Genomic DNA, 21,502 nt, shown 5'->3' on the forward strand with positions numbered 1-21,502 from the left:
TCAGAAGCGGCCGAGATTGCCGTGCGGCTCCGCCATGGCCACGATGACCTTGCGAGGGCCGCGGAACGGTGCGCGGCCATGGGCGGCCAGCATGTTGTCCAGCATCAGCACGTCGCCAGCCTCCCAGCGGAAGAAGACGGATTCGGCCTCCAGCACGGCCCGCACCTCGTCGAACATCGCGTCCGGAATCGGTGACCCATCGGCGAAGAAAGTATTGCGGGGAAGGTTCTCCGCCCCCAGCAGTTCCTCCAGCGATTCACGCACTTCCGGCTGGAGGTTGGAGCAATGGAAGAGATGGGCCTGGTTGAACCAGACGGTCTCGCCGGTGACCGGATGGGTTTCGATGGCCTGGCAGCGCTGGGTGGTGCGCAGGGTGCCGTCACGCTTCCATTCCCAGCGGATGTCGGCTTCACGGCAGAAGCGCTCCACCTCGGACTGGCTATGGGTGTTGAAGACCTTTTGCCAGGGGACGTCGAAATCGCCGTAGTTGCGCACGTACAGGATGCCGGGCGCGAAACGGTCCCGGATGTGCGCAGGCATGCGGCGGTAGACAGCGCGGCTGTCCGCGATGGGCGTTTCACCACCTTCGGGCGAGGCCACCATGCAGTGGAACCAGATCTTCATCGGCCATTCGCGGGTGTAGGCCTGCTCGTTGTGCAGCGGGATCCACTGATGAGCGGGGTATTCGGTGGAGGTGTAGACACCAGCGCCACCGCTGCCCACTTCCGAGCGCGGTGTGGAGCCGAATTCGTAACTCAGCAGTGGATGACCGAAGCCAGCGGCACAGGTGCGAAAGGCCGCAGCATCCGGCACCTCGAAGCCCCGCATCAGCACCCCGCCCACGGTGCGCAACTGGGCCTCGATCTCCGGGCGCAGGCGGGCCAGCGCGTCCGTCAGCCGCTCGCCGGGGAACTCCGGCTCGATGAGGGCGGGCAACACGGAGCCCAGGGGCGCCCGGCGTTCAAGCAATCCAATTCCTGCAGTCATGCAACAACGTCCTTCCTGACATTCAGGCAGTGGCAGCGCTTGCATGGTCCGTCGGTGAAAACAGCGCCTGGAGCTCCCGCTCCAGCACGGTCAGCACCTCAGGCTCCTGCTGGCGAATGAAGAAATGGCCGCCCTCGAACCAGTTCATGGAGAAGCTGGCGGCAGTCTCGTGGGCCCAGGCGGTCAGGCTGGCCGGCGCGATCTCGTCGGCGCGGCCGCCCAGGGCGTGGATCGGCAGGGGAAGCGGCGCGCGCTGTTGGTGGCGATAGCTGGCGCACAGGCGGTAATCGGCGGCCAGGGTGTCCAGCGTCATGCGCAGCAGCTCGGGGCTCTGGAAAAGCTCCTCCGGCGTGCCGCCCTGGCGGCGCAGATCTGCGATCAGCACCTCGTCGTCCAGCTTGCCGCTGAAACGTGTGACATCACGCAGCGCGGGTGCCGCACTGCCGCAGACAAACAGGGCGTTAGGCAATGGCCGCTGCAGGGTCCGCTGGGTCTGCGCCAGGCCGTAGGCCAGCAGCGCGCCCATGGAGTGGCCCAGCAGCACGTATTGCCCACGCAGGCTCTCGGCGTACCGCTCGGCAAGCTGCGCCACCAACGTCTGGAAGTCCTCGACCAAGGGCTCGCCATACCGCTCGCCCCGGCCCGGCAACTCCAACGGCACCAGCCGAAGCCAAGCCGACAGGAAGCGCCGCCACCGCAGGTACATCGTGGCGCTGGCACCGGCACACGGCAATACCAGCAGGTCCACGGTGGGCCGGACTGCGGACGCGTTCACGATGAAGTGGCGTCCGTGGAGGCGGTGGAGGCGGTCGTGGGCATCGCGGTCGTGGGCGATGTGTGCTTGGCGCTGGCGGCCTGCTCCGCCATCCACTGGCGCAGCGACAGCGGCCGCATGTCGGTCCAGGCCTGGTCGATGAAGTCGGTGACGGTCTTCTTGTCACCCTTCACACCGTCCACCACGGTCCACCCGCCGGGGACGGCCTTCCACGCGGGCCAGATCGAATACTGTTCCTCATGGTTGATGAGGACGATGAAGACTTCGCCTTCGCGATCGAAACAACTGCTGGACATGGGACTCCCCGACCGGTTGACCTTGGGAAGCGCGTGACGGGCCGGATCAGGATCCGGTGTCTGCGTGCTGCTCTGTCGACCAGACGAATGAGCGGCGGTGGATGTTCAGCAGGAACGCGCTGGCGCGCGTTCAGTGGGACAGGCGGGGCTTCAGGATTGGGATGATGACGAGGGATCGTCACCACCATGGAAGGCCTTGCGCAGGGCTTCGAGATCCAGCGGCGCGTCCGGATCGGCGTCCACAAAACGGGTGGGCACCAGGCTCGCTTCAGCCCACACGCGACAGGCTTCTTCGTAGCGTTGGCGATGCACAGGGTTGGCTGTCAGCCAGGCCTTGAACTCGACCTGCTCCGCTTCAGAGAGCGGCCCGTCCTGCTCGCGCTGCCGCCACTCCCAGGCGGCGCGCCAAAGGGGATCGTTCGTCATGGCTGCGCCTCCCGCCAGCCCGCAGGTGCGGCGCAGAGGTTCATGAACCCGTCAACAGGGTTGTCTCGCAGATTGAAAACAAGGGGACTCACGGAGCCAGAACATCCGGAAACAGGACCACCGCGTGATGGTACCTCCAGCCGCACTTCAGCCATGCCTCGCCACTCCCTGGTGTTCGTCCCTGGTGCGCATATCGGGCGCACTTCACGCGCGCTTGCCCAGAGCCCTATTGTTCATCGCCATGGACGTGCACCAGCGGCGCCCGAAGCCAGTCTGGAAGGTGCACACCCGCTCCCGAACCGCGCCCAGGCTTGAGCCGCCGGCACGTGTATCCGTGCTCGGCGCCCGCGCGCAGCGTTGATTGCAGAAAAGTTACTGCGTTGTGTCAATCACCAGACGCCCGAGCGGGCCCGGTGTTCAATCCCACGCCATCAGGTGCCGATGGCGGGTCAGCACGTCTGCGGCTTCGGCGATGAGCGCATTGACCAGGCCGACCGACACGGCCAGGGCCTTGCTGATGTCCCGCTGGGTCATGCCCCGCACGATATACATCTCGTAAGCGATGCGCGTGCGCACCGGCACGGCGCCCAATGCGTTGTTGAGGATGACCAGGTTCTGCCGCCGCATGGCCTGCAGCTCGGGCTGGCCATACGCGGCGTGGGCGTACTGGCCCTCCTCTTCCTCACCCAGCAGCCCAACTTCGAAGGTCTGACGGCGCAGGTGGTCCCGCGCCATGTTGCGCACGATCTGGCAGCAATAGGCCAGCGGCTGATGGACAACCAGGGCCGTCTGCGCACCCAGCAGCTTCAGATAAGCGTCCTGCAGCACGTCGTCCGCGCCCTGCGCGTTCTGGACAATGGCCAGGGCAATCCGACGCAACCTCGGCCGGTGCGTCACGAAAATCTCGGTGAGGTCGCTGGTCTCTACAGCATCCTCGACCACTTTGTCATCTGGGTAAGACATCCCTGAAATCCCCTTTTTTCGATTCCCTTTTTTATCTAACCTAATGGGAATCATTCTCATTATGTAGCACACTCCTGGTTTCGCAGACTCTCCATTTCGACTGAGAGGGTTTCACACCACGGTCATGCCGGGCGCTTCGGCCCGGGCCGGTGGTGTTCAACGTCGTATTCGAGCCGCCGCCATTTCCATCCACGTCATGAACACATCCACAACGCTGAGCCGTGCCTCACTGGCACTGCCGCTGATCCTGCGCATCACCGCAGCCGTCGGTGGCGGCTATGTCTTTTGCTGGGGCTTTGTTGCGCTCGGTCTTGCGGGCTTCTATGCCAGTGGCATGTCGTTCCATGACGCGGAGCACTTCTCCGGCATGTTGGGCGTGCTGCTCTATCTGGTGGTGTTCTGCTGGACCTTTGCCGCCAAGCGACTGGCGCGCGTGTGGGCAGTGCTTCTGGTGGGCGCTGGTGTGATGACGGGTGCGGCGGCGCTGGTACAGCGCGCCATGCTTTGAGACGAGGGCAAGACGATGTTCCAGAGTTTCCGTCTCTCCATGGCCTGGCTGCACACCTGGTTCGGCCTGGTGCTGGGTTTTGTGCTGGTGGTGGTGTTCTTCTTCGGCTCGCTGTCGGTGTTCGACCGCGAGATCGACCGCTGGTCCATTCCGCAGTCGCGCTTCGAGCCGCAGCCCATGCCCTCGTTCGACAAGCTGCTCAAGCCCGCATTTGAAAAGATGCAGCCGGCCCCTTTCGCTGTGGCTGCGGTGAAAGACCGCGTGAACGGCCCCTTGCCCGAGCGTTTTGATGTGGTGCGCACCTGGGGCGCCTACACCACCCACCGCGACCCGGTGGCCACGGTGTTTGCCGGTTATGAAGTGCCCAACGCCAAGGACCCGGACGAAACGGTGTGGGCCGTGCATGCGATGGACCCTCGGGACGGCCAGCTGCTCTCGCAGAACCACCTCGCCATCGGCAGCCAGTTCTTCTACCCGATGCATTACAGCCTCAACGTGACCTGGAAGGAACTGGGCACGTGGGTGGTGGGCTTTGCCGCGCTGATGATGCTGGCCGCGCTGGTCAGCGGCGTGGTGATGCACCGCAAGATCTTCCGGGAGTTCTTCACCTTCCGCCGCAACAAGAGCACACAGCGCAACACGCTGGACCTGCACAACCTGACCGGTGTGGTGGCCCTGCCCTTCCACTTCTTCTTTGCCTTCACCGGGCTGGTGATCTTTGCGGGCATCTATTTCCCGGTGGCCCACACCCAGTTGCATGACCTGCATGAGCTGAGCGAGAAGATCGAAGCCACGGAGACCGGACTGCCGCATGAGCGCGCTGGCGTGGCCGCGCCCTTGGCGTCGGTGGATGCCATGGTGGCCGAGGCTCAGCGCCGTTGGCAGGCCAAGGGCATGGCCGGGGACGTCGGCTACCTGGGGGTGCAGCATGTGGGTGATGCGAACTCGTATGTCAGCGTCTACCGCGCGGGCACGGACCGGGTGGCACTGACCGGCGAAGGCATTCACTTCAAGGCCAGCACGGGTGAAGTGTTGCGGGAAGACCCGCCACGCACCGCCGTCGACAACGTCAATGAATTCCTGACGGGCTTGCACCTGCAGCACTTCCGGCATTGGCTGCTGCGCTGGCTGTATGTGCTGGGCGGCCTGGCGGGCTGCGTGTGTATCGCCACCGGCTTCATTTTCTTTGTGGAGAAGCGCAAGGGGCAGCATGCCAAGGCCGGCGGCCAGGGCAGCCGCATCGTTGATGCGCTGGCGGTGACCACCATGACCGGCATGTTGATCGCCACGGTGGCGATGCTGGTGGCGAATCGTGTGCTGCCGGAGGATCTGATTGGCAAGGGTGATTGGGAGCAGCGTGTGTTCTGGGGCGCCTGGGCCTTGTCCCTGGTGCATGCCTTCCTGCGCAGCGGGCCGGTGGCCCAGGCACGGATGAACCCAGCCTGGCGGGAGCAGTGTTTTGTGGTGTCTGCGGGTGCGGTGGCAGCTGTGGTGGCCAATGCGGTGAGTACCGGCGACCACCTGGTCCGCACCATCTCTACCGGCTACTGGCCAGTGGCGGGGGTGGACCTCAGCCTGCTGGCCCTGGCTGGGGTGACCTGGCTGGCGGCTCGCAAGCTGGCGCAACGGGCGCAAGACAAGGAAGTGGCCAAGGCGGCGGCGCCTGCCGGCAACCTCGCTGCTGCGGAGGTGAGCCATGGTTGATGCGCTGGTGCTGCAATTGGCTGCGGCTGCGGCAGCTGTGATCGGCTTCGGCTGGCTGGCACTGGCGATGGACACACACTGGGAGCAGGCGCATGGCGCCCTGCCTCAGCCGGCCAGCCTGCCGAAGACCTTGCGTGTGCTGGGAAGCCTGGCGCTGTTGGGTTCGCTGGTGCTGTGCCTGAACGCCGACCATCCGTCGATGGCGGTGCTGGTGTGGTTCATGCTGCTGGCAGCGGCCGTGCTGACGATCGCGATGACGCTGTCGTGGCGGCCGCAGTGGTTGCGGTGGTTCTGGCCGGTGGGCGGGAGTTCCACCGCCGCTTGATGGCGCCGTGATATCTGCGGGTTATCGCGCCCTCCCCGCCGTTTTCCCCGTATCCATTGGCCCCGTGGACTCCTCCACGTCACGGGTTTATGTTTGCTCGTGTGTGCATTTCCGCCGTGCGATCTGCGTGCACGGCGTACACAATGCCTCCTCCTGGTCCCCAGGCGTCGAACACAGGCGCCGGTATTTGCGAGGCAAACATGAACAAGACTTCCGGCCTGTCGGTCGCCCAGCGCCTGGCATTGGGCTTCGGCCTGATCATCCTGATCGGCGCGGCCATCGCGCTGGTGGCCACCGTCAAGATGCGTGGCCTGGCGGCAGATCTCGACGTGATGAGCAAGGAAAAGATGGTGCAGGTGCGCCAGTTTGTTCGGTTCAAGGACAACTTGAACACGGCCGCGCTGAATGTCCGCAACATCATGATCGACCCGTCCCAGGAGCGCCGGGACCGCTGGAAGGCCACGCTGGAAGGCATTCAGCAGGACAACCTGAAGCAGCTGGACGAGATGGCCGGTGCGGCGGACAGCGACAAGAGCCGGGAGCTGATCAAGACCATCCGCAGCCTCAACGAGAGCTATGACAAGGTGGTGGCCGCAGCCGCTGCGGTGGGCGTGACCGGCGATGCAGCCGGGGCCGACAAGAATCTCTTTGGCGGCCGTGAAACCCGCCTGTCGCTCTTCAAGGCCGTTGAAGAGGCCATCCAGGACCGCTTTGATTCCGCCAAGGCGCTGTCCGAGGCAGGAGCCAAGGGCGCCACCAACACCGCCTGGCTGATGTTCGGCCTGGCGCTGGCCATGGTGGCCCTGGGTGCCCTGGTGGCCTGGCGCATCGCCCGCAGCCTCACGCAGGCACTGGGTGCGGAGCCCGCCACACTGAGCGCCTCGGCCCATGAGTTCTCGCAGGGCAACCTCACCGTCCAGCTGGCGCTAACCCCAGGGGATGACAGCAGCACCATGGCCGCCCTGCGCCACACGCAGGACGCTCTGATCGGCATCGTGACCACGGTGCGCGACAACGCCGAAAGCGTGGCCACGGCCAGCGCCGAGATCGCCCAGGGCAACGCCGATCTCTCCCAACGGACCGAGCAGCAAGCCAGCGCGCTGCAGCAGACCGCCGCCACGATGGACGAACTGGGCTCGACCGTGCGCAACACGGCGGACAACGCGCAGCAGGCCAATCAGTTGGCCATCAACGCGTCCGATGTGGCAGCGCGAGGCGGCCAGGTGGTGGCCGAAGTGATCGACACCATGCAGGGCATCCACGACAGCTCGAGCCGGATCTCCGACATCATCGGGGTGATCGACAGCATCGCCTTCCAGACCAATATCCTGGCGCTGAATGCGGCCGTGGAAGCGGCCCGTGCTGGTGAGCAGGGTCGAGGCTTTGCCGTGGTGGCCAGTGAAGTGCGGGCACTGGCCCAGCGCAGCGCTGAAGCGGCCAAGGAGATCAAGGGCTTGATCGCCACCAGCGTGGGCCGGGTGGAGCAAGGCTCTGCCCTGGTTCAGCGGGCCGGCCAGACCATGAACGAAGTGGTGTCGTCCATCCAGCGCGTGACCGACATCGTCGGCGAGATCAGCAGCGCCAGCCGAGAACAGAGTACCGGTGTCTCACAGATCGGCGAAGCCATCACCCAGATGGACCGGGTGACGCAGCAGAATGCCGCGCTGGTCGAAGAAAGCGCCGCAGCGGCGGAAAGCCTCAAGATGCAGGCGGCGCAGTTGGTCGAGGCGGTCGCGTTCTTCCGGGTGGCGCAGCAGCGCGCTTGAGCTGAAATGGGCGCGAGGCCACCGGCCTCGCAGTCAGATCAGTGCTGTCAAGCAGCCTCGAGCCCGATCACCAGCCGCTGTCCGAGCAGGCGCACCGCTTCGGCGATCCTGGGCAGCTTGGAGCCGTGATGCGGATCGAGCAAGCGGCACACCTCTTTTTCGTCCACATTCAGCCGCTGGATGAACTAGTGACCCGTCATCTCGCGGATGATCGGACATTTATGTCCGAATGTCTGCGGGACTGCTGTTGCTTTTGACGATGTAAGAATCAGGTTGTCAGGCCAGGCCCCTCAAAGGGTGCTGATCAGCCCTCCACGGGCTATGGAAGAACTTCAACACGTCTTGTGCATCCACCTCGGCCACCGAGGCCGGATTCCAGCGCGGGGTATGGTCCTTGTCCACGGCCAGGGCGCGAATGCCCTCCACCGTCTCGCTGGCCAAACCGGGGCGCAGATGGAAGCAGTGATGCACCATGTCCCGCTCCATGCGCAGGTCATCCGCCAGCGACATTGAACGCGCGCGCCGGATCTGCTCCAGCGTCACGGCCATCATCAGCGGAGAACGCTTGTTCAGCACAGCCAGCGTTGATTGCGCCCAGGGGTCAGGATCGGCCGCCAGAGACGCGATCAGCGCAGGCAGCGACGCCGCCTTGAAGTGGCGGTTGATCTGGTTGCGGGATTCCCAATGCTCGGCCACCGGAGCCAGGTCGGCCCGCTCCATCACGGTGGCGACGACATGCTCGGCGCTGTCCTGATGACCATTGCGGAACGCCTCGATGATCGCGGGCAGTTCGCTGCTCTTCACGAACACGTCGCCCAGGCCCAGCTCGATGGCGTCACCCGCGCCGATGGCCTGGCCTGTCAGCGCCATCCACTCGCCGCTGTACCCAGGGCAGCGCGACAGGAAATAGCCGCCGCCCACATCCGGGAACAGCCCGATGTTGGTTTCCGGCATGGCCAGCCGGGAGTGCTCGGTCACCACGCGCAGCTTGGCGCCCTGGCTGATGCCCATGCCGCCGCCCATCACCACGCCGTCCATCAGGGCGATGCAGGGTTTGGGGAACTGGTGGATCAGGTGGTTGAGGGCGTATTCCTCGGTGAAGAAGTCGCCCAGGGACGCATCATCGGCCAGTGCGGCCTGATGGAAGAAGCGGATATCGCCGCCGGCGCAGAAAGCGGCCGGCTTGCCATCACGGCCTGCACCCATGAGCGCCACGGCCTGGATGCCGGGCTCCGCCGCCCAGGCCGTCAGCAGCGTGGTCAGATCGCGGATCATCGGCAGGGACAGCGCATTCAACGCCTGCGGGCGGTTCAACGTGATCAGGCCCAGGCAGCCATTGACCTCGGCCCGGATCAATCCCTCGGATTGCAGCGACGGAATCACAGCGCAAATCTCCAAATCTTTACTAAACAGTTCGGTCAGCACCATAACACTGCGGCGCGGGCCCCGCAGGCGCCAGCAGCTTGACGCATTCCCCTAGGCAGCGATGCCCGCGAGCGATGCGCACCAATGAAAAAAGCGTCGCAAAGCGACGCTCTTGTATTGAGAGCAGCCCACAGGGCTGCGGGCCACTTCTAGAGGCAGGCGTCAGCTGCGTTGGGCGCGTTTACGCTCGTTTTCGGACAGGAAACGCTTACGCAGGCGCACAGACTTCGGGGTGATTTCCACCAGCTCGTCGTCCTCGATGAACTCCACGCCGTATTCCAGCGTCAGGTCGATCGGCGGGGTCACCTTGATCGCGTCTTCCTTGCCGCTGACGCGGAAGTTGGTCAGCTGCTTGGTGCGGGTGGCGTTCACGATCAGATCGTTGTCGCGGTTGTGGATGCCCACGATCATGCCTTCATAGACCGGATCGTTCGGCTTCACGAACATGCGGCCACGATCGTCCAGCTTGCCCAGGGCGTAGGTGAAGATTTCACCAGCGTCCATCGAGATCAGCACACCGTTCTTGCGGCCGGCGATCTCACCCTTGTGCGCCTCGTAGCCGTCAAAGATGTTGGAGATCAGACCGGAACCACGCGTCAGGTTCAGGAATTCGTTGCTGAAGCCGATCAGGCCACGCGCCGGGATGCGGTATTCCAGGCGCACGCGGCCACGGCCGTCGGACTCCATGTTCACCAGCTCGCCCTTGCGCTCGCCCAGGGCCTGCATCACGCCGCCCTGGTGGGTTTCTTCCACGTCGGCGGTGACCAGCTCGATAGGCTCGTGCTTTTCGCCGTTGACGTCATGGAACACCACGCGCGGCTTCGACACAGCCAGCTCATAGCCTTCACGGCGCATGTTTTCCAGCAGGATGGTCAGGTGCAATTCACCACGGCCGGACACCTCGAAGATGCCGTCTTCTTCCGTTTCCTTCACGCGCAGCGCGACGTTGTGCTGCAGTTCCTTCTGCAGGCGGTCCCAGATCTGGCGGCTGGTGACGTACTTGCCTTCACGGCCGGCCAGCGGCGAGGTGTTGACGCAGAAGTTCATCGTCAGCGTCGGCTCGTCCACCTTCAGCATCGGCAGCGGAGCCGGGTTGGCGGGGCTGGTGACCGTCACGCCGATACCGATGTCCTCGATACCGTTGATCAGCACGATGTCGCCAGGGCCGGCTTCCGTGACCTGCACGCGGTCCAGACCCTGGAAGGTCAGCACCTGGTTGATGCGGCCCTTGACCGACTTGCCGTCCGGACCTTCCATCACCACCACGTCCATGGCGGGCTTGATGGTGCCCTGGCTGATGCGGCCCACGCCGATGCGGCCCACAAAGGTGGAGAAGTCCAGCGCGGAAATCTGCAGCTGCAGCGGCGCATCCGGGTTGCCTTGTTGCGGCGGCACATGCTTGAGCACGGTGTTGAACAGGGCGGACATGTCCTCGCCCCACTTCTCACCAGGCGCGCCTTCTTCCAGCGACGACCAGCCGTTGATGCCCGAGGCGTACACCACCGGGAAATCCAGTTGCTCGTCAGTGGCGCCCAGCTTGTCGAACAGGTCGAACGCGGCGTTGACGACGGCATCCGGCTTGGCACCGGGCTTGTCCACCTTGTTCACCACCACGATCGGCTTGAGGCCCAGGGCCAGCGCCTTCTTGGTGACGAAACGGGTCTGCGGCATCGGGCCTTCCTGGGCGTCGATCAGCAGCACCACACCGTCCACCATGGACAGGGCACGTTCCACTTCGCCGCCGAAGTCCGCGTGTCCCGGGGTGTCGACGATGTTGATGTGGGTGCCTTCCCAGCTCACGGCACAGTTCTTGGCCAGGATGGTGATGCCACGCTCACGTTCGATGGCGTTGTTGTCCATCACGGTGTCGACGATCTTCTCGTGATCGGCGAAGGTGCCGCTCTGGCGAAGGAGCTGGTCCACCATGGTGGTCTTGCCATGGTCGACGTGGGCGATGATGGCGATGTTGCGGATTTGCTTGCTCATGGTGAGGCTTTCGCTTTCGGGCTTTTCTTCGGAGACTCGGAAGTTCTTGGGAATCGGTGAAGGATCTGGGTAGCTGGTTCTCTGGGCGGTCAGCTCGCGGCCTGCAACAGCATGGACGCGATTTCAGTCGGGCTCAGCAGGCGGTCGGCAATCAGCTCACCGCCGGCGATGTGCCCGCTGCCCAGGAACGCACGCGGCATCTGGCCGTAGACCCGCACTTGCGGGGCATCGGCCAGCGCCACACGGCGACGCATGCCGGAGAGGAAGCGGCCCGCCTCCTCATTGCTCAATTCCACCTCGGGCCATTCACCCAGCAGGCTGTCAGGCGCCGTGAGCTGCGAAAGGCGCGTGGTGTCGTCCATCGCCTCCAGCTGCTCCAGCGTGACCGCCCGCTCGACGCTGACCGGGCCACTGCCGGTACGGCGCAGGGCCCCCAGGTGAGCACCACAACCCAGGCGCTCGCCGATGTCCTCGGCCAGCGTTCGGATGTAGGTGCCTTTGGTGCAACGCACGTCAATGACCAGCAGCGACGCCTCAGGCTGCCACTGGACGATGTCGAGCGCGTGAATCGTGATCAAACGGGGCTGCCGCTCGACGGTAATGCCCTCGCGCGCCAGCTCATACAGTGCACGCCCCTGGTGCTTGAGCGCCGAATACATCGGGGGCAGCTGCGAGATCGGGCCCTTGAAGGCCTCGCAGGCCGCCTGGATCTGATCCGGCGTGACCGACACGGGACGTTGCTGAAGTATCTCGCCTTCGCCATCGCCCGTCGTGGTCGTAATGCCCAGTTGCAGCGTGGCGCGATAGCCTTTGTCGGCTTCCAGGCTGACCTGGCTGAACTTGGTGGCTGCGCCGAAGGTCAACGGCAGCAGGCCGGTGGCCAGCGGGTCCAGCGTGCCTGTATGGCCGGCCTTTTCCGCTCGCATCAGGCGCTTGACCTTCTGCAAGGCGTCATTGCTGGACAGGCCCAGCGGCTTGTCCAGCATGAGCACACCGTGCACGGCGCGCTTTTCGATCTTGGGGCGGGGAACGACGGCGTTCATGACTACTGCAAAGCAGCCCCTGCGGGCTGCGCTTCAATTCTGGAAATCCTGGCGGGTTGGCGTGGCGGACGATCAGTCTTCGTGCGTGTCTTCGTCCAATGCACGGGTGGCATTGGCCTTGGAGATCAGCGCACCCATCTCGGCCGCACGTTCGGTGGTGCGATCAAAGTGGAAATGCAGGCTGGGCACCGTATGGATCTGCAACCGCTTGAACAGGCCGTTGCGCAGGAAGCCCGCAGCTTCATTCAGCGCTTCCTGCGTGTCGTCAGGGCTGCCCACCAGCAGCGAGAAATAGACCTTGGCATGGGCATAGTCCGGCGTCACCTCGACGGCGCTCACCGTGACCATCCCGATACGGGGGTCCTTCAGCTCACGGATCAGCTCGGCCAGATCGCGCTGGATCTGGTCCGCCACACGCAGGCCGCGGTTGGGGATGGATCGCTTATGTCGCATATCTAAACCTCAATAATCCCAAAACACTAAAACTGGTTTCAATCAAACACAAACCCCGCCTGACGCGCAGGCGGGGTTTTTCTCACTCAGGCCACAAACCTGCTCAAGGGCTTCACCCGGTGCACTGCCCAAACGGGCAGGAGCGCCAGCGAAGGCCCTTCCTCAAGCCGGCCCCGGCGAAGGGCCGCCCCGAGCCGCGGGCTGCGCCCCTTGGGGGCAGGAGCGCAGCGACTGGGGGGCTCAAAGAGTCCGGGCGACTTCCTTGATTTCGAAGAATTCGAGCTGGTCGCCTTCGGAGATGTCGTTGTAGTTCTTGAGCTTGATACCGCACTCGAAACCTTCGCGGACTTCCTTGACGTCGTCCTTCAGGCGCTTGAGCGAATCGACCTCGCCGGTGTAGACCACCACGTTTTCGCGCAGCAGGCGGAAACGCGAGCTGCGGGTAACGTGGCCGCTGGTGATCATGCAACCAGCCACCGTACCGATCTTCGAAGCCACGAACACGGTACGGATTTCGGCCATACCAATGATCTCTTCCTTCTGCTCCGGTGCCAGCATGCCGGCCATCGCCGCCTTCACGTCATCCACAGCGTCGTAGATGATGTTGTAGTAGCGCAGGTCCACATCGTTGTGCTCGGCCAGCTTGCGCGCACCAGCGTCGGCACGCACGTTGAAGCCGATGACCACCGCCTTGGACGCAATGCCCAGGTTGACGTCGGATTCGCTGATGCCACCCACTGCCGCGTGAACGATCTGCACCTTGACCTCGTCGGTCGAGAGCTTGAGCAGCGAGGCGGCCAGCGCTTCCTGCGAGCCCTGCACGTCGGCCTTGATGATCAGCGGCAGCGTCTGCACGTCGCCAGCGGTCATGTCGGAGAACATGTTCTCCAGCTTGGCGGCCTGCTGGCGAGCCAGCTTGACGTCACGGTACTTGCCAGCACGGAAGGTCGCGATTTCACGGGCACGACGTTCGTCGGACAGCACCATGAATTCGTCACCGGCTTGCGGCACTTCGGTCAGACCCTGGATCTCCACCGGGATGGACGGGCCCGCTTCCGTGGCAGGCTTGCCGTCTTCGTCCAGCATGGCGCGAACGCGGCCATAGGTCGAACCCGCCAGCACCACGTCGCCGCGCTTGAGGGTACCGGTCTGCACCAGCACCGTGGCCACCGGGCCGCGGCCCTTGTCCAGCTTGGCTTCAATGACCAGGCCCTTGGCCAGCGAATCCGTCGCCGCCTTGAGTTCCAGCACTTCAGCCTGCAGCAGCACCTGCTCCAGCAGCTCGTCGATGCCCTGGCCGGTCTTGGCCGACACGGCCACGAACGGGGAATCACCACCGAACTCTTCCGGCACCACCTGCTCGGCCACCAGCTCGCTCTTGACGCGTTCCGGGTTGGAGTCAGGCTTGTCGATCTTGTTCATGGCCACGACGATGGGCACGCCCGCCGCCTTGGCATGGTGGATCGCTTCCTTGGTCTGCGGCATGACGCCGTCGTCGGCGGCCACCACCAGGATGACGATGTCCGTCGCCTTGGCACCACGGGCACGCATGGCGGTGAACGCCTCGTGGCCCGGGGTATCCAGGAAGGTGATCATGCCGCGCGGTGTATCGACGTGGTAAGCGCCGATGTGCTGCGTGATGCCGCCAGCTTCGCCAGCCGCCACGCGGGCGCGGCGGATGCTGTCCAGCAGCGAGGTCTTGCCGTGGTCCACGTGACCCATGACGGTGACCACCGGTGCTCGCGGCAGCAGTTCGTGCTGCGAATCTGCGGCGCCTTCTTCTTCGAGGAAGGCATCGGGGTCGTCCAGCTTGGCAGCCAGCGCCTTGTGGCCCATTTCCTCGACGAGGATCATGGCCGTTTCCTGGTCCAGCTGCTGGTTGATGGTGACCATCTGACCCAGCTTCATCAAGTGCTTGATGACCTCGGAGGCCTTGATCGACATCTTGTGCGCCAGATCGGCCACCGAGATGGTCTCAGGGACGTGCACTTCCTGGATGACCGGTTCGGTCGGGGCCACGAAGTTGGACGGGCCACCACGATGGTCGTGACGGTCGCCACCACGGCGGCCACCGGCGCCTGCGCCCTTGGGCGCACGCCAGCCCGCCGGACGGGCGGCACCGGCGCCAGCGGGCGCATCGCTGCGACCCTTGGCGGCACCGCCACGCTTCTTGGCGTCATCGGCCCAGCTGGACGACAGTTTTTCGGACTTGACCGACTTCTTGTCGCCCGGCTTGGCGCCGGCACCCGCCGCAGCGGTGGTGCCCGGCGCGCCGGCCGGCTTCTTGTGAATCGTGCCCTTGATGCCGGCGGCGTTGGCCACGGCTTCAGGCTTGGGCTCTTCCTTCTTGGCCACCAGCACCTTCTTGGGTGCATTCATCATGGCGCGAATGGCGGCCGCTTCGGCCTCGGCAGCCTTGCGGCGGCGTTCCAGTTCGGCCTGACGGGCCTTTTCGTCGGCGCCGTTATCGGCGGCCTTGACGACTCGCAGTACCGGCTTGACCGCGACCGCTTCAGGAGCGGGTGCGGGCGCTGGCGCGGGAGCAGCCGCGGCAGGTTTCTCGACGACCTTGTCGGTCGTTTGTTCCACGGACTTCTCCACGGGCTTTTCGTTGGTCTTCTCGACAGCCTTGGCCTGGCTGGCCTTGGCCTTCGCTTCTTCGGCGCGGCGCGCCTCTTCCTCGGCGGCTGCCTTGGCAGCGGCCTGAGCGGCAGCTTGCGCCTCGGCCTCACGGGCCAGGCGCTCTTGCTCGCGGCGCTTTTCTTCCGCTTCGCGCGCGGCGCGCTCGGCTTCCTCGCGCTCACGCATCTTGCGTGCCAGCTCTTCTTCCTGCTGGCGCAGGGCCTCGGCGTTGGCCTGGGCCTCTTCTTCACGACGCTTCAGTTCGGCCTCTTCCGCAGCAGCGGCAGTGGCTTCATCCATGTTGTCGTCACGCTTCACGAAGGTGCGCTTCTTGCGCACTTCCACCTGGATGGTGCGGGCCTTGCCAGAGGCATCGGCCTGCTTGATCTCGCTGGTGGACTTGCGGGTCAGGGTGATCTTTTTGCGCTCGGCGCCGCCGGTGCCATGCGCATTGCGCAGGTGATCCAGCAGACGTTCCTTGTCGCTTTCATTGAGGGTGTCCTCGGCGGACGCCTTCTTGACGCCCGCAGCTTGTAGCTGCTCCAGCAGTGTGGTCGCAGGCCTGTTCAGCTCTGCGGCCAACTGGGCGACGGTGGTCACGGCCATTGTAGAAATCCTTAAATCTTGTGTGGGCGGAGCGGTCTGGTGTGGCGCAGGGTGTTATGCGCTGAACCAGTGCTCGCGCGCCTTCATGATCAAAGCGCGTGCCGCTGCCTCGTCGAGGGAGGAAACTTCTACCAGCTCATCCACAGCCAGGTCGGCCAAGTCGTCGCGGGTATTGATGTCACCGGCTGCCAGCTTGGCCAGCAGCTCGGGGGTGATGCCTTCGAGGTCACGGAGGTCCTGGGACACTTCCTCGACCTTCTCTTCGCGGGCGATTTCCATCGTCAGCAACGCATCCTTGGCGCGGGTGCGCAGCTCGTTGACCGTTTCCTCGTCAAAGGCCTCGATCTCCAGCATTTCCTGCATGGGCACGTAGGCAACTTCTTCCAGGCTGGCAAAACCTTCGGCGATCAGGATGTCGGCGACTTCCTCATCCACGTCCAGCTTTTCCACGAACAGACGGCGAACCGAATCCGATTCTTCAGCATGCTTGGCGGCAGATTCCTCGGCCGTCATGATGTTGATCTTCCAGCCGGTCAGCTCGGAGGCCAGGCGGACGTTCTGGCCGCCACGACCAATGGCGATGGCCAGGTTTTCTTCATCCACCACCACGTCCATGGCGTGACGCTCTTCGTCCACCACGATGGACTGGACGTTGGCCGGCGCCAGGGCGCCAATCACGAACTGGGCCGGATCTTCCGACCACAGCACGATGTCCACGCGTTCGCCGGCGAGCTCGTTGGTCACGCCATTCACACGCGAGCCGCGCACGCCGACGCAGGTCCCGATCGGGTCCACGCGCTTGTCATGCGAGACGACGGCGATCTTGGCGCGGCTGCCGGAATCACGGGCGCAGCTCTTGATCTCCAGCAGGCCCTGTTCGATCTCGGGCACTTCCTGGGCGAACAGCTCCTTCATGAACTCGGGCGACGAGCGCGAGAGCATGATCTGCGGGCCACGCTGGGTGGGGTCCACGCCCAGGATGACTGCGCGGACGCGGTCGCCGGTACGCAGGTTTTCCTTGGGGATCATCTCGCCGCGCTTGAGGCGGCCTTCCACGCGGCCCGACTCGGCAATGATGTCGCCCTTGTCCAGGCGCTTGACGGTGCCCACGAAGATCTTTTCGCCGCGCGACATGAAGTCGTTCAGCAGCTGCTCGCGCTCGGCGTCACGGATCTTCTGCAGGATGACCTGCTTGGCAGCCTGGGCACCGATACGGCCGATGGGCACGGATTCCACGCCTTCTTCGATGTGGTCATCCACCTCGATGTCAGCGATCTGTTCCTGTGCTTCGAACAGCAGGATTTCGGCGTCGGCATTCTGCAGGCCGGCTTCGTTGGGGACCACGTGCCAGCGGCGGAAGGTCTCGTACTCGCCGGTTTCGCGGTCAATGGCCACACGGATGTCGACCTCTCCGCCATACAACTTCTTGGTGGCCGAAGCCAGCGCCGCTTCCACGGCACCAAACACCACATCGCGCTCCACGCTCTTTTCGCGCGAGATGGCATCCACCAGCATCAACAGTTCGCGGTTCATTGATCGAGACCTCCGTCAACCTTGTCATCCGTCTGCCGGGTCTTGGCATTGCTCTTCTTCTTCGTTGCCTTCGCAGCCTTCGAAGCCTCGGGCGCCAAACCCGTCTTTTCCAACTTGTCAGCCGAAGGGCCCTTGCCCGCCGGCTGCGCGCCGCCCGGCGCTGCTGCCGGACGACCCTTGAAACTGATCTCTGGGACCAGCTTGGCCGAGCGAACCTCGTCCAGGCTGAAGTCGAGTGCCTGTTCCTGCTTGCCGTCGGTGAAGATCACACGCCAGTCAGAGCGGGGGGCTGAAAAATCGGGGGCCGAGTCATCCGGCGTCGTCAACACGCCACGGTATTTCTTGCGGCCCTGGAAGGCTTCACGCAGGGTGACCTCAACTTCCAGGCCGCAGAAGCGGACGTAATCGACAGGTTTATTCAGTGGACGGTCCAGCCCTGGGGTGGAGACTTCCAGACGCTGGTAATCGCACTCCTCGACTTCCAGCACATACCGCAACTGCCGCGTGACGCGCTCGCAGTCTTCGACATTCACCGGAACTTCCGGCTCCTGCCAGGCCGTCTGGCCATCTTCGCCCGGTTGCTGTACAAGGGGTTTGTCAATGAAGACGCGTAGCAAGCCTCCGGTGCTGCGTTCGCAGTCCACCACCTCGTAACCCAAACCGGTCACGGTCTTTTCAACAACGGCTTGCCAGCTCAAACTCATCGACGACTTATCTACCTTGTATAAACCTTGGAAGGTGTGGGGATCCCTGAAGAGGGCGCGAGAACAAGCAAAAAAAATGGGCTGGATGAACCCGCCCACACCGTTCACTTTCTCAGCGAAGCCGCAAGTGTACTATGCAAACACCATGCGGACAAGGCGAAGCTTCGCTCTGTCGCCTTGCGTGCGAGAATCCTGGCCTCTCTCGAATCCATGAATACCAGGAGCAGACATGGGATTTCTCGCAGGCAAGCGATTGCTGATCACGGGCGTGCTGTCCAACCGTTCCATCGCCTACGGCATTGCCAAGGCCTGCCACCGTGAAGGCGCCGAGCTGGCGTTCAGCTACGTGGGTGAGCGCTTCAAGGACCGCGTCACCGAATTCGCCGCCGAATTCGGTTCGTCGCTGGTGTTTGACTGCGATGTCGGGGACGACACCCAGATCGACCGCATGTTTGCCGAGCTCGGCGAGCACTGGCCGGAATTCGATGGTTTTGTCCACTCCATCGGCTTCGCCCCGCGGGAAGCCATTGCGGGCGACTTCCTTGATGGCCTCTCGCGCGAGAACTTCCGTATTGCGCACGACATCTCCGCCTACAGCTTCCCCGCCATGGCCAAGGCCGCGCAATCGCGTCTGCGCCCGGGCTCGGCATTGCTGACCCTGTCCTACCTGGGGGCGGACCGCTACGTGCCCAACTACAACACGATGGGTTTGGCCAAGGCGTCACTGGAAGCCAGCGTACGGTATCTGGCCTACAACCTGGGTGGAAAGAGCATTCGCGTCAACGGCATCTCGGCCGGCCCCATCAAGACCCTGGCGGCCTCGGGCATCAAGGATTTCGGCAAGCTGCTCAACCAGTTTGCCGCCACCACGGCGATCAAGCGCAACGTCACCATTGAAGACGTCGGCAACACGGCGGCTTTCCTGCTGTCCGACCTCTCCGCCGGCATCAGCGCTGAAATCATCTATGTGGATGGTGGCTTCAGCCACAGCGCCCTGGCCGCGGAATAAACCAGCCGCCACTCGGTTAACGGGCATCGCTCAAGATGGCCCAAAGAAAAACGGCCTCCCGATGGGAGGCCGTTTCGTTTCATCGCTGTGTCAGTTCCCCACCACGCAATCCACGTAGTAGCGGGTCCGGCCATCCTCATCCTTTTCGGCCACCAGCCCGTGGACATCGGTCGCAAACCCGGGGAAGTTCAAATTGAATTCACGGGTGAACTTCAGATAGTCCACGATCTTGCGGTTGAAGCGTTCGCCGGGAATCAACAGCGGGATGCCGGGTGGGTACGGGGTCAGCAACGCGGTGGTCACGCGACCTTCCAGGTGATCGATCTCCACCCGTTCCGTCTTGCGATGAGCGATATGCGCATACGCGTCGCTCGGCTTCATGGCCGGCTCCAGGTCGGACAGATACACCTCGGTCGTCAGGCGTGCGATGTCGCCTGAGGCATAAGCCTCGTGCACGCTTTGGCACAGGTCCCGCAGGCCCATACGCTCATAGCGCGGGAAGGCGGCCACGAACTCCGGCAGGATGCGCCAGATGGCGGCATTGCGGTCGTAATCGTCCTTGAACTGCTGCAGCGCGGTCAGCAGCGTGTTCCAGCGGCCCTTGGTGATGCCGATCGTGAACATGATGAAGAACGAGTACAGCCCCGTCTTCTCCACCACCACGCCGTGTTCCGCCAGGAACTTGGTCACGATGCTGGCGGGGATGCCGGTCTTGGCAAACTTCCCGCTCATGTCCAACCCCGGCGTGATGATGGTGGACTTGATCGGGTCCAGCATGTTGAAGCCTTCTTCGATCGGGCCGAATCCGTGCCACTTCTCGTTGGTCTTCAACATCCAGTCCGCAGGCTTGCCCACGCCTTCCGGCGCCAGCTTCTCCGGACCCCACACCTTGAACCACCAGTCCTTGCCGTAGTCCTTCTCCACCTTGCGCATTGCACGGCGGAAGTCCAGCGCCTCGGAAATCGACTCCTCCACCAGCGCCGTGCCGCCCGGGGGCTCCATCATCGCGGCAGCCACGTCGCAACTCGCAATGATCGAGTATTGCGGGCTCGTCGAGGTGTGCATCAGGTAGGCCTCGTTGAACAGATGGCGGTCCAGCTTCACATTCTGTGAATCCTGCACCAGCACCTGCGACGCCTGCGAAATACCGGCCAGCAGCTTGTGCGTGGATTGCGTGGCGTAGACCATGGCGGTCTTCGGACGCGGGCGATGCTTGCCCATCGCATGGAACGAGCCATAGAAGCCATGGAACGCCGCATGCGGCAACCAGGCTTCGTCAAAGTGCAGCGTGTCGATCCAGCCGTCCAGCTTGCTCTTGATGGTTTCGGTGTTGTAGAGCACGCCGTCATAGGTGCTCTGCGTCAGCGTCATGATGCGCGGCTTGACCGTCTTCGGGTCCACGCCCTTCAGCAGCGGATTGCGGGCGACCTTCTTGCGGATGGTTTCCGCCTCGAATTCCTTCTCGGGAATCGGGCCGATGATGCCGTAGTGGTTGCGTGTTGGTGTCATGAACACCGGCACGGCACCGGTCATGATGATGCTGTGCAGGATGCTCTTGTGGCAGTTGCGGTCCACCACCACCACGTCGCCGGGGGCCACTGTGTGGTGCCACACCATCTTGTTGGAGGTGGAGGTGCCGTTGGTCACGAAGAAGCAGTGGTCCGCGTTGAAGATGCGGGCTGCATTCTTTTCGCTCTCGGCGACCGGGCCGGTGTGGTCCAGCAATTGGCCGAGTTCTTCCACGGCATTGCACACGTCCGCGCGCAGCATGTTCTCGCCGAAGAACTGGTGGAACATCTGGCCCACCGGGCTCTTCAGGAAGGCCACGCCCCCTGAGTGTCCGGGGCAGTGCCAGGAATACGACCCGTCCTGCGCATAGTCCATCAGCGCCTTGAAGAACGGCGGGGCCAGGCCATCCAGGTAGCTCTTGGCCTCCCGGATGATGTGGCGTGCCACGAACTCCGGCGTGTCCTCGAACATGTGGATGAAGCCATGCAGCTCGCGCAGCACGTCATTGGGCAAGTGCTGGGACGTGCGCGTCTCGCCGTACACATAAATAGGGATATCCGCATTCTTGAAGCGGATCTCCTGGATGAACTTGCGCAGGTTCAGCACGGCCGGGTCCAGTTCCGGCCCGGCGCTGAATTCCTCATCGTCGATCGACAGGATGAAGGCGCTGGCGCGGCTCTGCTGCTGGGCGAACTGACTCAGGTCGCCATAGCTGGTGACGCCCAGCACTTCGAAGCCTTCCTTCTGGATGGCGTCGGCCAGGGCGCGGATGCCCAGACCCGAGGTGTTCTCGGAGCGGTAGTCCTCGTCAATGATGACGATGGGGAAGCGGAAACGCGGCGTCATGGGGCCTCCGGCTGAG

The 21,502-nt window shown here is 63.8% G+C and carries 17 protein-coding genes and 1 pseudogene; 5 read left to right on the forward strand and 13 right to left on the reverse strand.

Features of this window, described 5'->3' with window-relative positions; all coding sequences use genetic code 11:
* From BMY53_RS19700 to BMY53_RS19720, 5 genes are all read right to left on the reverse strand, one after another.
* Positions 1 to 987 carry a TauD/TfdA family dioxygenase gene (locus BMY53_RS19700; RefSeq protein WP_092948197.1) on the reverse strand — a complete coding sequence of 329 codons (987 nt, stop codon included), beginning with the start codon at positions 985 to 987 and terminating at the stop codon, positions 1 to 3.
* Between the two features lie 22 nt (positions 988 to 1,009).
* Positions 1,010 to 1,762, reverse strand: coding sequence for a thioesterase II family protein (locus BMY53_RS19705; RefSeq protein ID WP_092948198.1), 753 nt, complete (start codon positions 1,760 to 1,762; stop codon positions 1,010 to 1,012).
* Positions 1,759 to 2,058 (reverse strand): MbtH family protein, encoded by a 300-nt coding sequence (locus BMY53_RS19710; RefSeq protein ID WP_092948199.1) that lies wholly within the window; start codon positions 2,056 to 2,058, stop codon positions 1,759 to 1,761. The genes BMY53_RS19705 and BMY53_RS19710 overlap by 4 nt, the downstream gene beginning before the upstream one ends.
* 150 nt (positions 2,059 to 2,208) lie before the next feature.
* Positions 2,209 to 2,484, reverse strand: coding sequence for a FecR/PupR family sigma factor regulator (locus tag BMY53_RS19715; protein WP_092948200.1), 276 nt, complete (start codon positions 2,482 to 2,484; stop codon positions 2,209 to 2,211).
* Between the two features lie 417 nt (positions 2,485 to 2,901).
* Positions 2,902 to 3,447 carry a sigma-70 family RNA polymerase sigma factor gene (locus BMY53_RS19720; RefSeq protein WP_177200972.1) on the reverse strand — a complete coding sequence of 182 codons (546 nt, stop codon included), beginning with the start codon at positions 3,445 to 3,447 and terminating at the stop codon, positions 2,902 to 2,904.
* Positions 3,448 to 3,643: 196 nt separating this feature from the next.
* On the opposite strand from BMY53_RS19720, the gene BMY53_RS19725 reads away from it, so the two are divergent.
* From BMY53_RS19725 to BMY53_RS19740, 4 genes are all read left to right on the forward strand, one after another.
* Positions 3,644 to 3,955, forward strand: a complete 312-nt coding sequence (locus BMY53_RS19725) for an iron uptake protein (RefSeq protein ID WP_092948202.1) — start codon at positions 3,644 to 3,646, stop codon at positions 3,953 to 3,955.
* A gap of 15 nt (positions 3,956 to 3,970) precedes the next feature.
* Positions 3,971 to 5,659: a PepSY-associated TM helix domain-containing protein gene (locus tag BMY53_RS19730; RefSeq protein ID WP_092948203.1), complete on the forward strand. Its 1,689-nt coding sequence runs from the start codon at positions 3,971 to 3,973 to the stop codon at positions 5,657 to 5,659.
* Entirely contained in the window at positions 5,652 to 5,984 is a 333-nt protein-coding gene (locus BMY53_RS19735) for a DUF3325 domain-containing protein (RefSeq protein ID WP_092948204.1), read from the forward strand. Before BMY53_RS19730 ends, BMY53_RS19735 begins: the two co-directional genes overlap by 8 nt.
* 200 nt (positions 5,985 to 6,184) lie before the next feature.
* Complete coding sequence (locus BMY53_RS19740) at positions 6,185 to 7,750, forward strand: methyl-accepting chemotaxis protein (RefSeq protein ID WP_143074160.1); 1,566 nt, start codon at positions 6,185 to 6,187, stop codon at positions 7,748 to 7,750.
* A gap of 276 nt (positions 7,751 to 8,026) precedes the next feature.
* Here BMY53_RS19740 and BMY53_RS19750 read toward each other — a convergent pair whose 3' ends face one another.
* The 7 genes and pseudogenes from BMY53_RS19750 to rimP form a co-directional block, all read right to left on the reverse strand.
* Complete coding sequence (locus BMY53_RS19750; RefSeq protein ID WP_404947894.1) at positions 8,027 to 9,133, reverse strand: enoyl-CoA hydratase/isomerase family protein; 1,107 nt, start codon at positions 9,131 to 9,133, stop codon at positions 8,027 to 8,029.
* 204 nt (positions 9,134 to 9,337) lie between these two features.
* Entirely contained in the window at positions 9,338 to 11,161 is a 1,824-nt protein-coding gene (gene typA / locus BMY53_RS19755; protein WP_092948208.1) for a translational GTPase TypA, read from the reverse strand.
* Positions 11,162 to 11,250: 89 nt separating this feature from the next.
* Complete coding sequence (gene truB / locus BMY53_RS19760; protein WP_092948209.1) at positions 11,251 to 12,204, reverse strand: tRNA pseudouridine(55) synthase TruB; 954 nt, start codon at positions 12,202 to 12,204, stop codon at positions 11,251 to 11,253.
* A 72-nt stretch (positions 12,205 to 12,276) separates the two neighbouring features.
* Positions 12,277 to 12,657: a 30S ribosome-binding factor RbfA gene (gene rbfA, locus BMY53_RS19765; RefSeq protein ID WP_092948210.1), complete on the reverse strand. Its 381-nt coding sequence runs from the start codon at positions 12,655 to 12,657 to the stop codon at positions 12,277 to 12,279.
* Between the two features lie 240 nt (positions 12,658 to 12,897).
* Positions 12,898 to 15,885, reverse strand: coding sequence for a translation initiation factor IF-2 (gene infB / locus BMY53_RS19770; protein ID WP_092948211.1), 2,988 nt, complete (start codon positions 15,883 to 15,885; stop codon positions 12,898 to 12,900).
* Between the two features lie 54 nt (positions 15,886 to 15,939).
* Positions 15,940 to 17,418, reverse strand: a complete 1,479-nt coding sequence (nusA, locus tag BMY53_RS19775; protein WP_092948212.1) for a transcription termination factor NusA — start codon at positions 17,416 to 17,418, stop codon at positions 15,940 to 15,942.
* Positions 17,419 to 17,582: 164 nt separating this feature from the next.
* Positions 17,583 to 18,122, reverse strand: a pseudogene (rimP, locus tag BMY53_RS19780) (ribosome maturation factor RimP); the annotation flags it as partial.
* A gap of 229 nt (positions 18,123 to 18,351) precedes the next feature.
* Here rimP and fabI point away from each other — a divergent pair.
* Positions 18,352 to 19,131 (forward strand): enoyl-ACP reductase FabI, encoded by a 780-nt coding sequence (gene fabI / locus BMY53_RS19785; RefSeq protein ID WP_092948213.1) that lies wholly within the window; start codon positions 18,352 to 18,354, stop codon positions 19,129 to 19,131.
* A 90-nt stretch (positions 19,132 to 19,221) separates the two neighbouring features.
* Here the strand turns inward: fabI and BMY53_RS19790 are convergent, their stop codons facing one another.
* Positions 19,222 to 21,486: an arginine/lysine/ornithine decarboxylase gene (locus tag BMY53_RS19790; protein ID WP_092948214.1), complete on the reverse strand. Its 2,265-nt coding sequence runs from the start codon at positions 21,484 to 21,486 to the stop codon at positions 19,222 to 19,224.
* Positions 21,487 to 21,502: the final 16 nt, after the last annotated feature.

Source organism: Roseateles sp. YR242 (genome assembly GCF_900109745.1).
Taxonomy (GTDB): Bacteria; Pseudomonadota; Gammaproteobacteria; order Burkholderiales; family Burkholderiaceae_C; genus Roseateles.

Bases quoted from the DNA above. Each gene is read 5' to 3' on its own strand.
- BMY53_RS19700 (WP_092948197.1), bottom strand. From the start codon at position 987: ATGACTGCAGGAATTGGATTGCTTGAACGCCGGGCGCCCCTGGGCTCC.
- BMY53_RS19710 (WP_092948199.1), bottom strand. From the start codon at position 2,058: ATGTCCAGCAGTTGTTTCGATCGCGAAGGCGAAGTCTTCATCGTCCTC.
- BMY53_RS19715 (WP_092948200.1), bottom strand. From the start codon at position 2,484: ATGACGAACGATCCCCTTTGGCGCGCCGCCTGGGAGTGGCGGCAGCGC.
- BMY53_RS19720 (WP_177200972.1), bottom strand. From the start codon at position 3,447: ATGTCTTACCCAGATGACAAAGTGGTCGAGGATGCTGTAGAGACCAGC.
- BMY53_RS19725 (WP_092948202.1), top strand. From the start codon at position 3,644: ATGAACACATCCACAACGCTGAGCCGTGCCTCACTGGCACTGCCGCTG.
- BMY53_RS19730 (WP_092948203.1), top strand. From the start codon at position 3,971: ATGTTCCAGAGTTTCCGTCTCTCCATGGCCTGGCTGCACACCTGGTTC.
- BMY53_RS19735 (WP_092948204.1), top strand. From the start codon at position 5,652: ATGGTTGATGCGCTGGTGCTGCAATTGGCTGCGGCTGCGGCAGCTGTG.
- BMY53_RS19740 (WP_143074160.1), top strand. From the start codon at position 6,185: ATGAACAAGACTTCCGGCCTGTCGGTCGCCCAGCGCCTGGCATTGGGC.
- typA (WP_092948208.1), bottom strand. From the start codon at position 11,161: ATGAGCAAGCAAATCCGCAACATCGCCATCATCGCCCACGTCGACCAT.
- truB (WP_092948209.1), bottom strand. From the start codon at position 12,204: ATGAACGCCGTCGTTCCCCGCCCCAAGATCGAAAAGCGCGCCGTGCAC.
- rbfA (WP_092948210.1), bottom strand. From the start codon at position 12,657: ATGCGACATAAGCGATCCATCCCCAACCGCGGCCTGCGTGTGGCGGAC.
- infB (WP_092948211.1), bottom strand. From the start codon at position 15,885: ATGGCCGTGACCACCGTCGCCCAGTTGGCCGCAGAGCTGAACAGGCCT.
- nusA (WP_092948212.1), bottom strand. From the start codon at position 17,418: ATGAACCGCGAACTGTTGATGCTGGTGGATGCCATCTCGCGCGAAAAG.
- fabI (WP_092948213.1), top strand. From the start codon at position 18,352: ATGGGATTTCTCGCAGGCAAGCGATTGCTGATCACGGGCGTGCTGTCC.
- BMY53_RS19790 (WP_092948214.1), bottom strand. From the start codon at position 21,486: ATGACGCCGCGTTTCCGCTTCCCCATCGTCATCATTGACGAGGACTAC.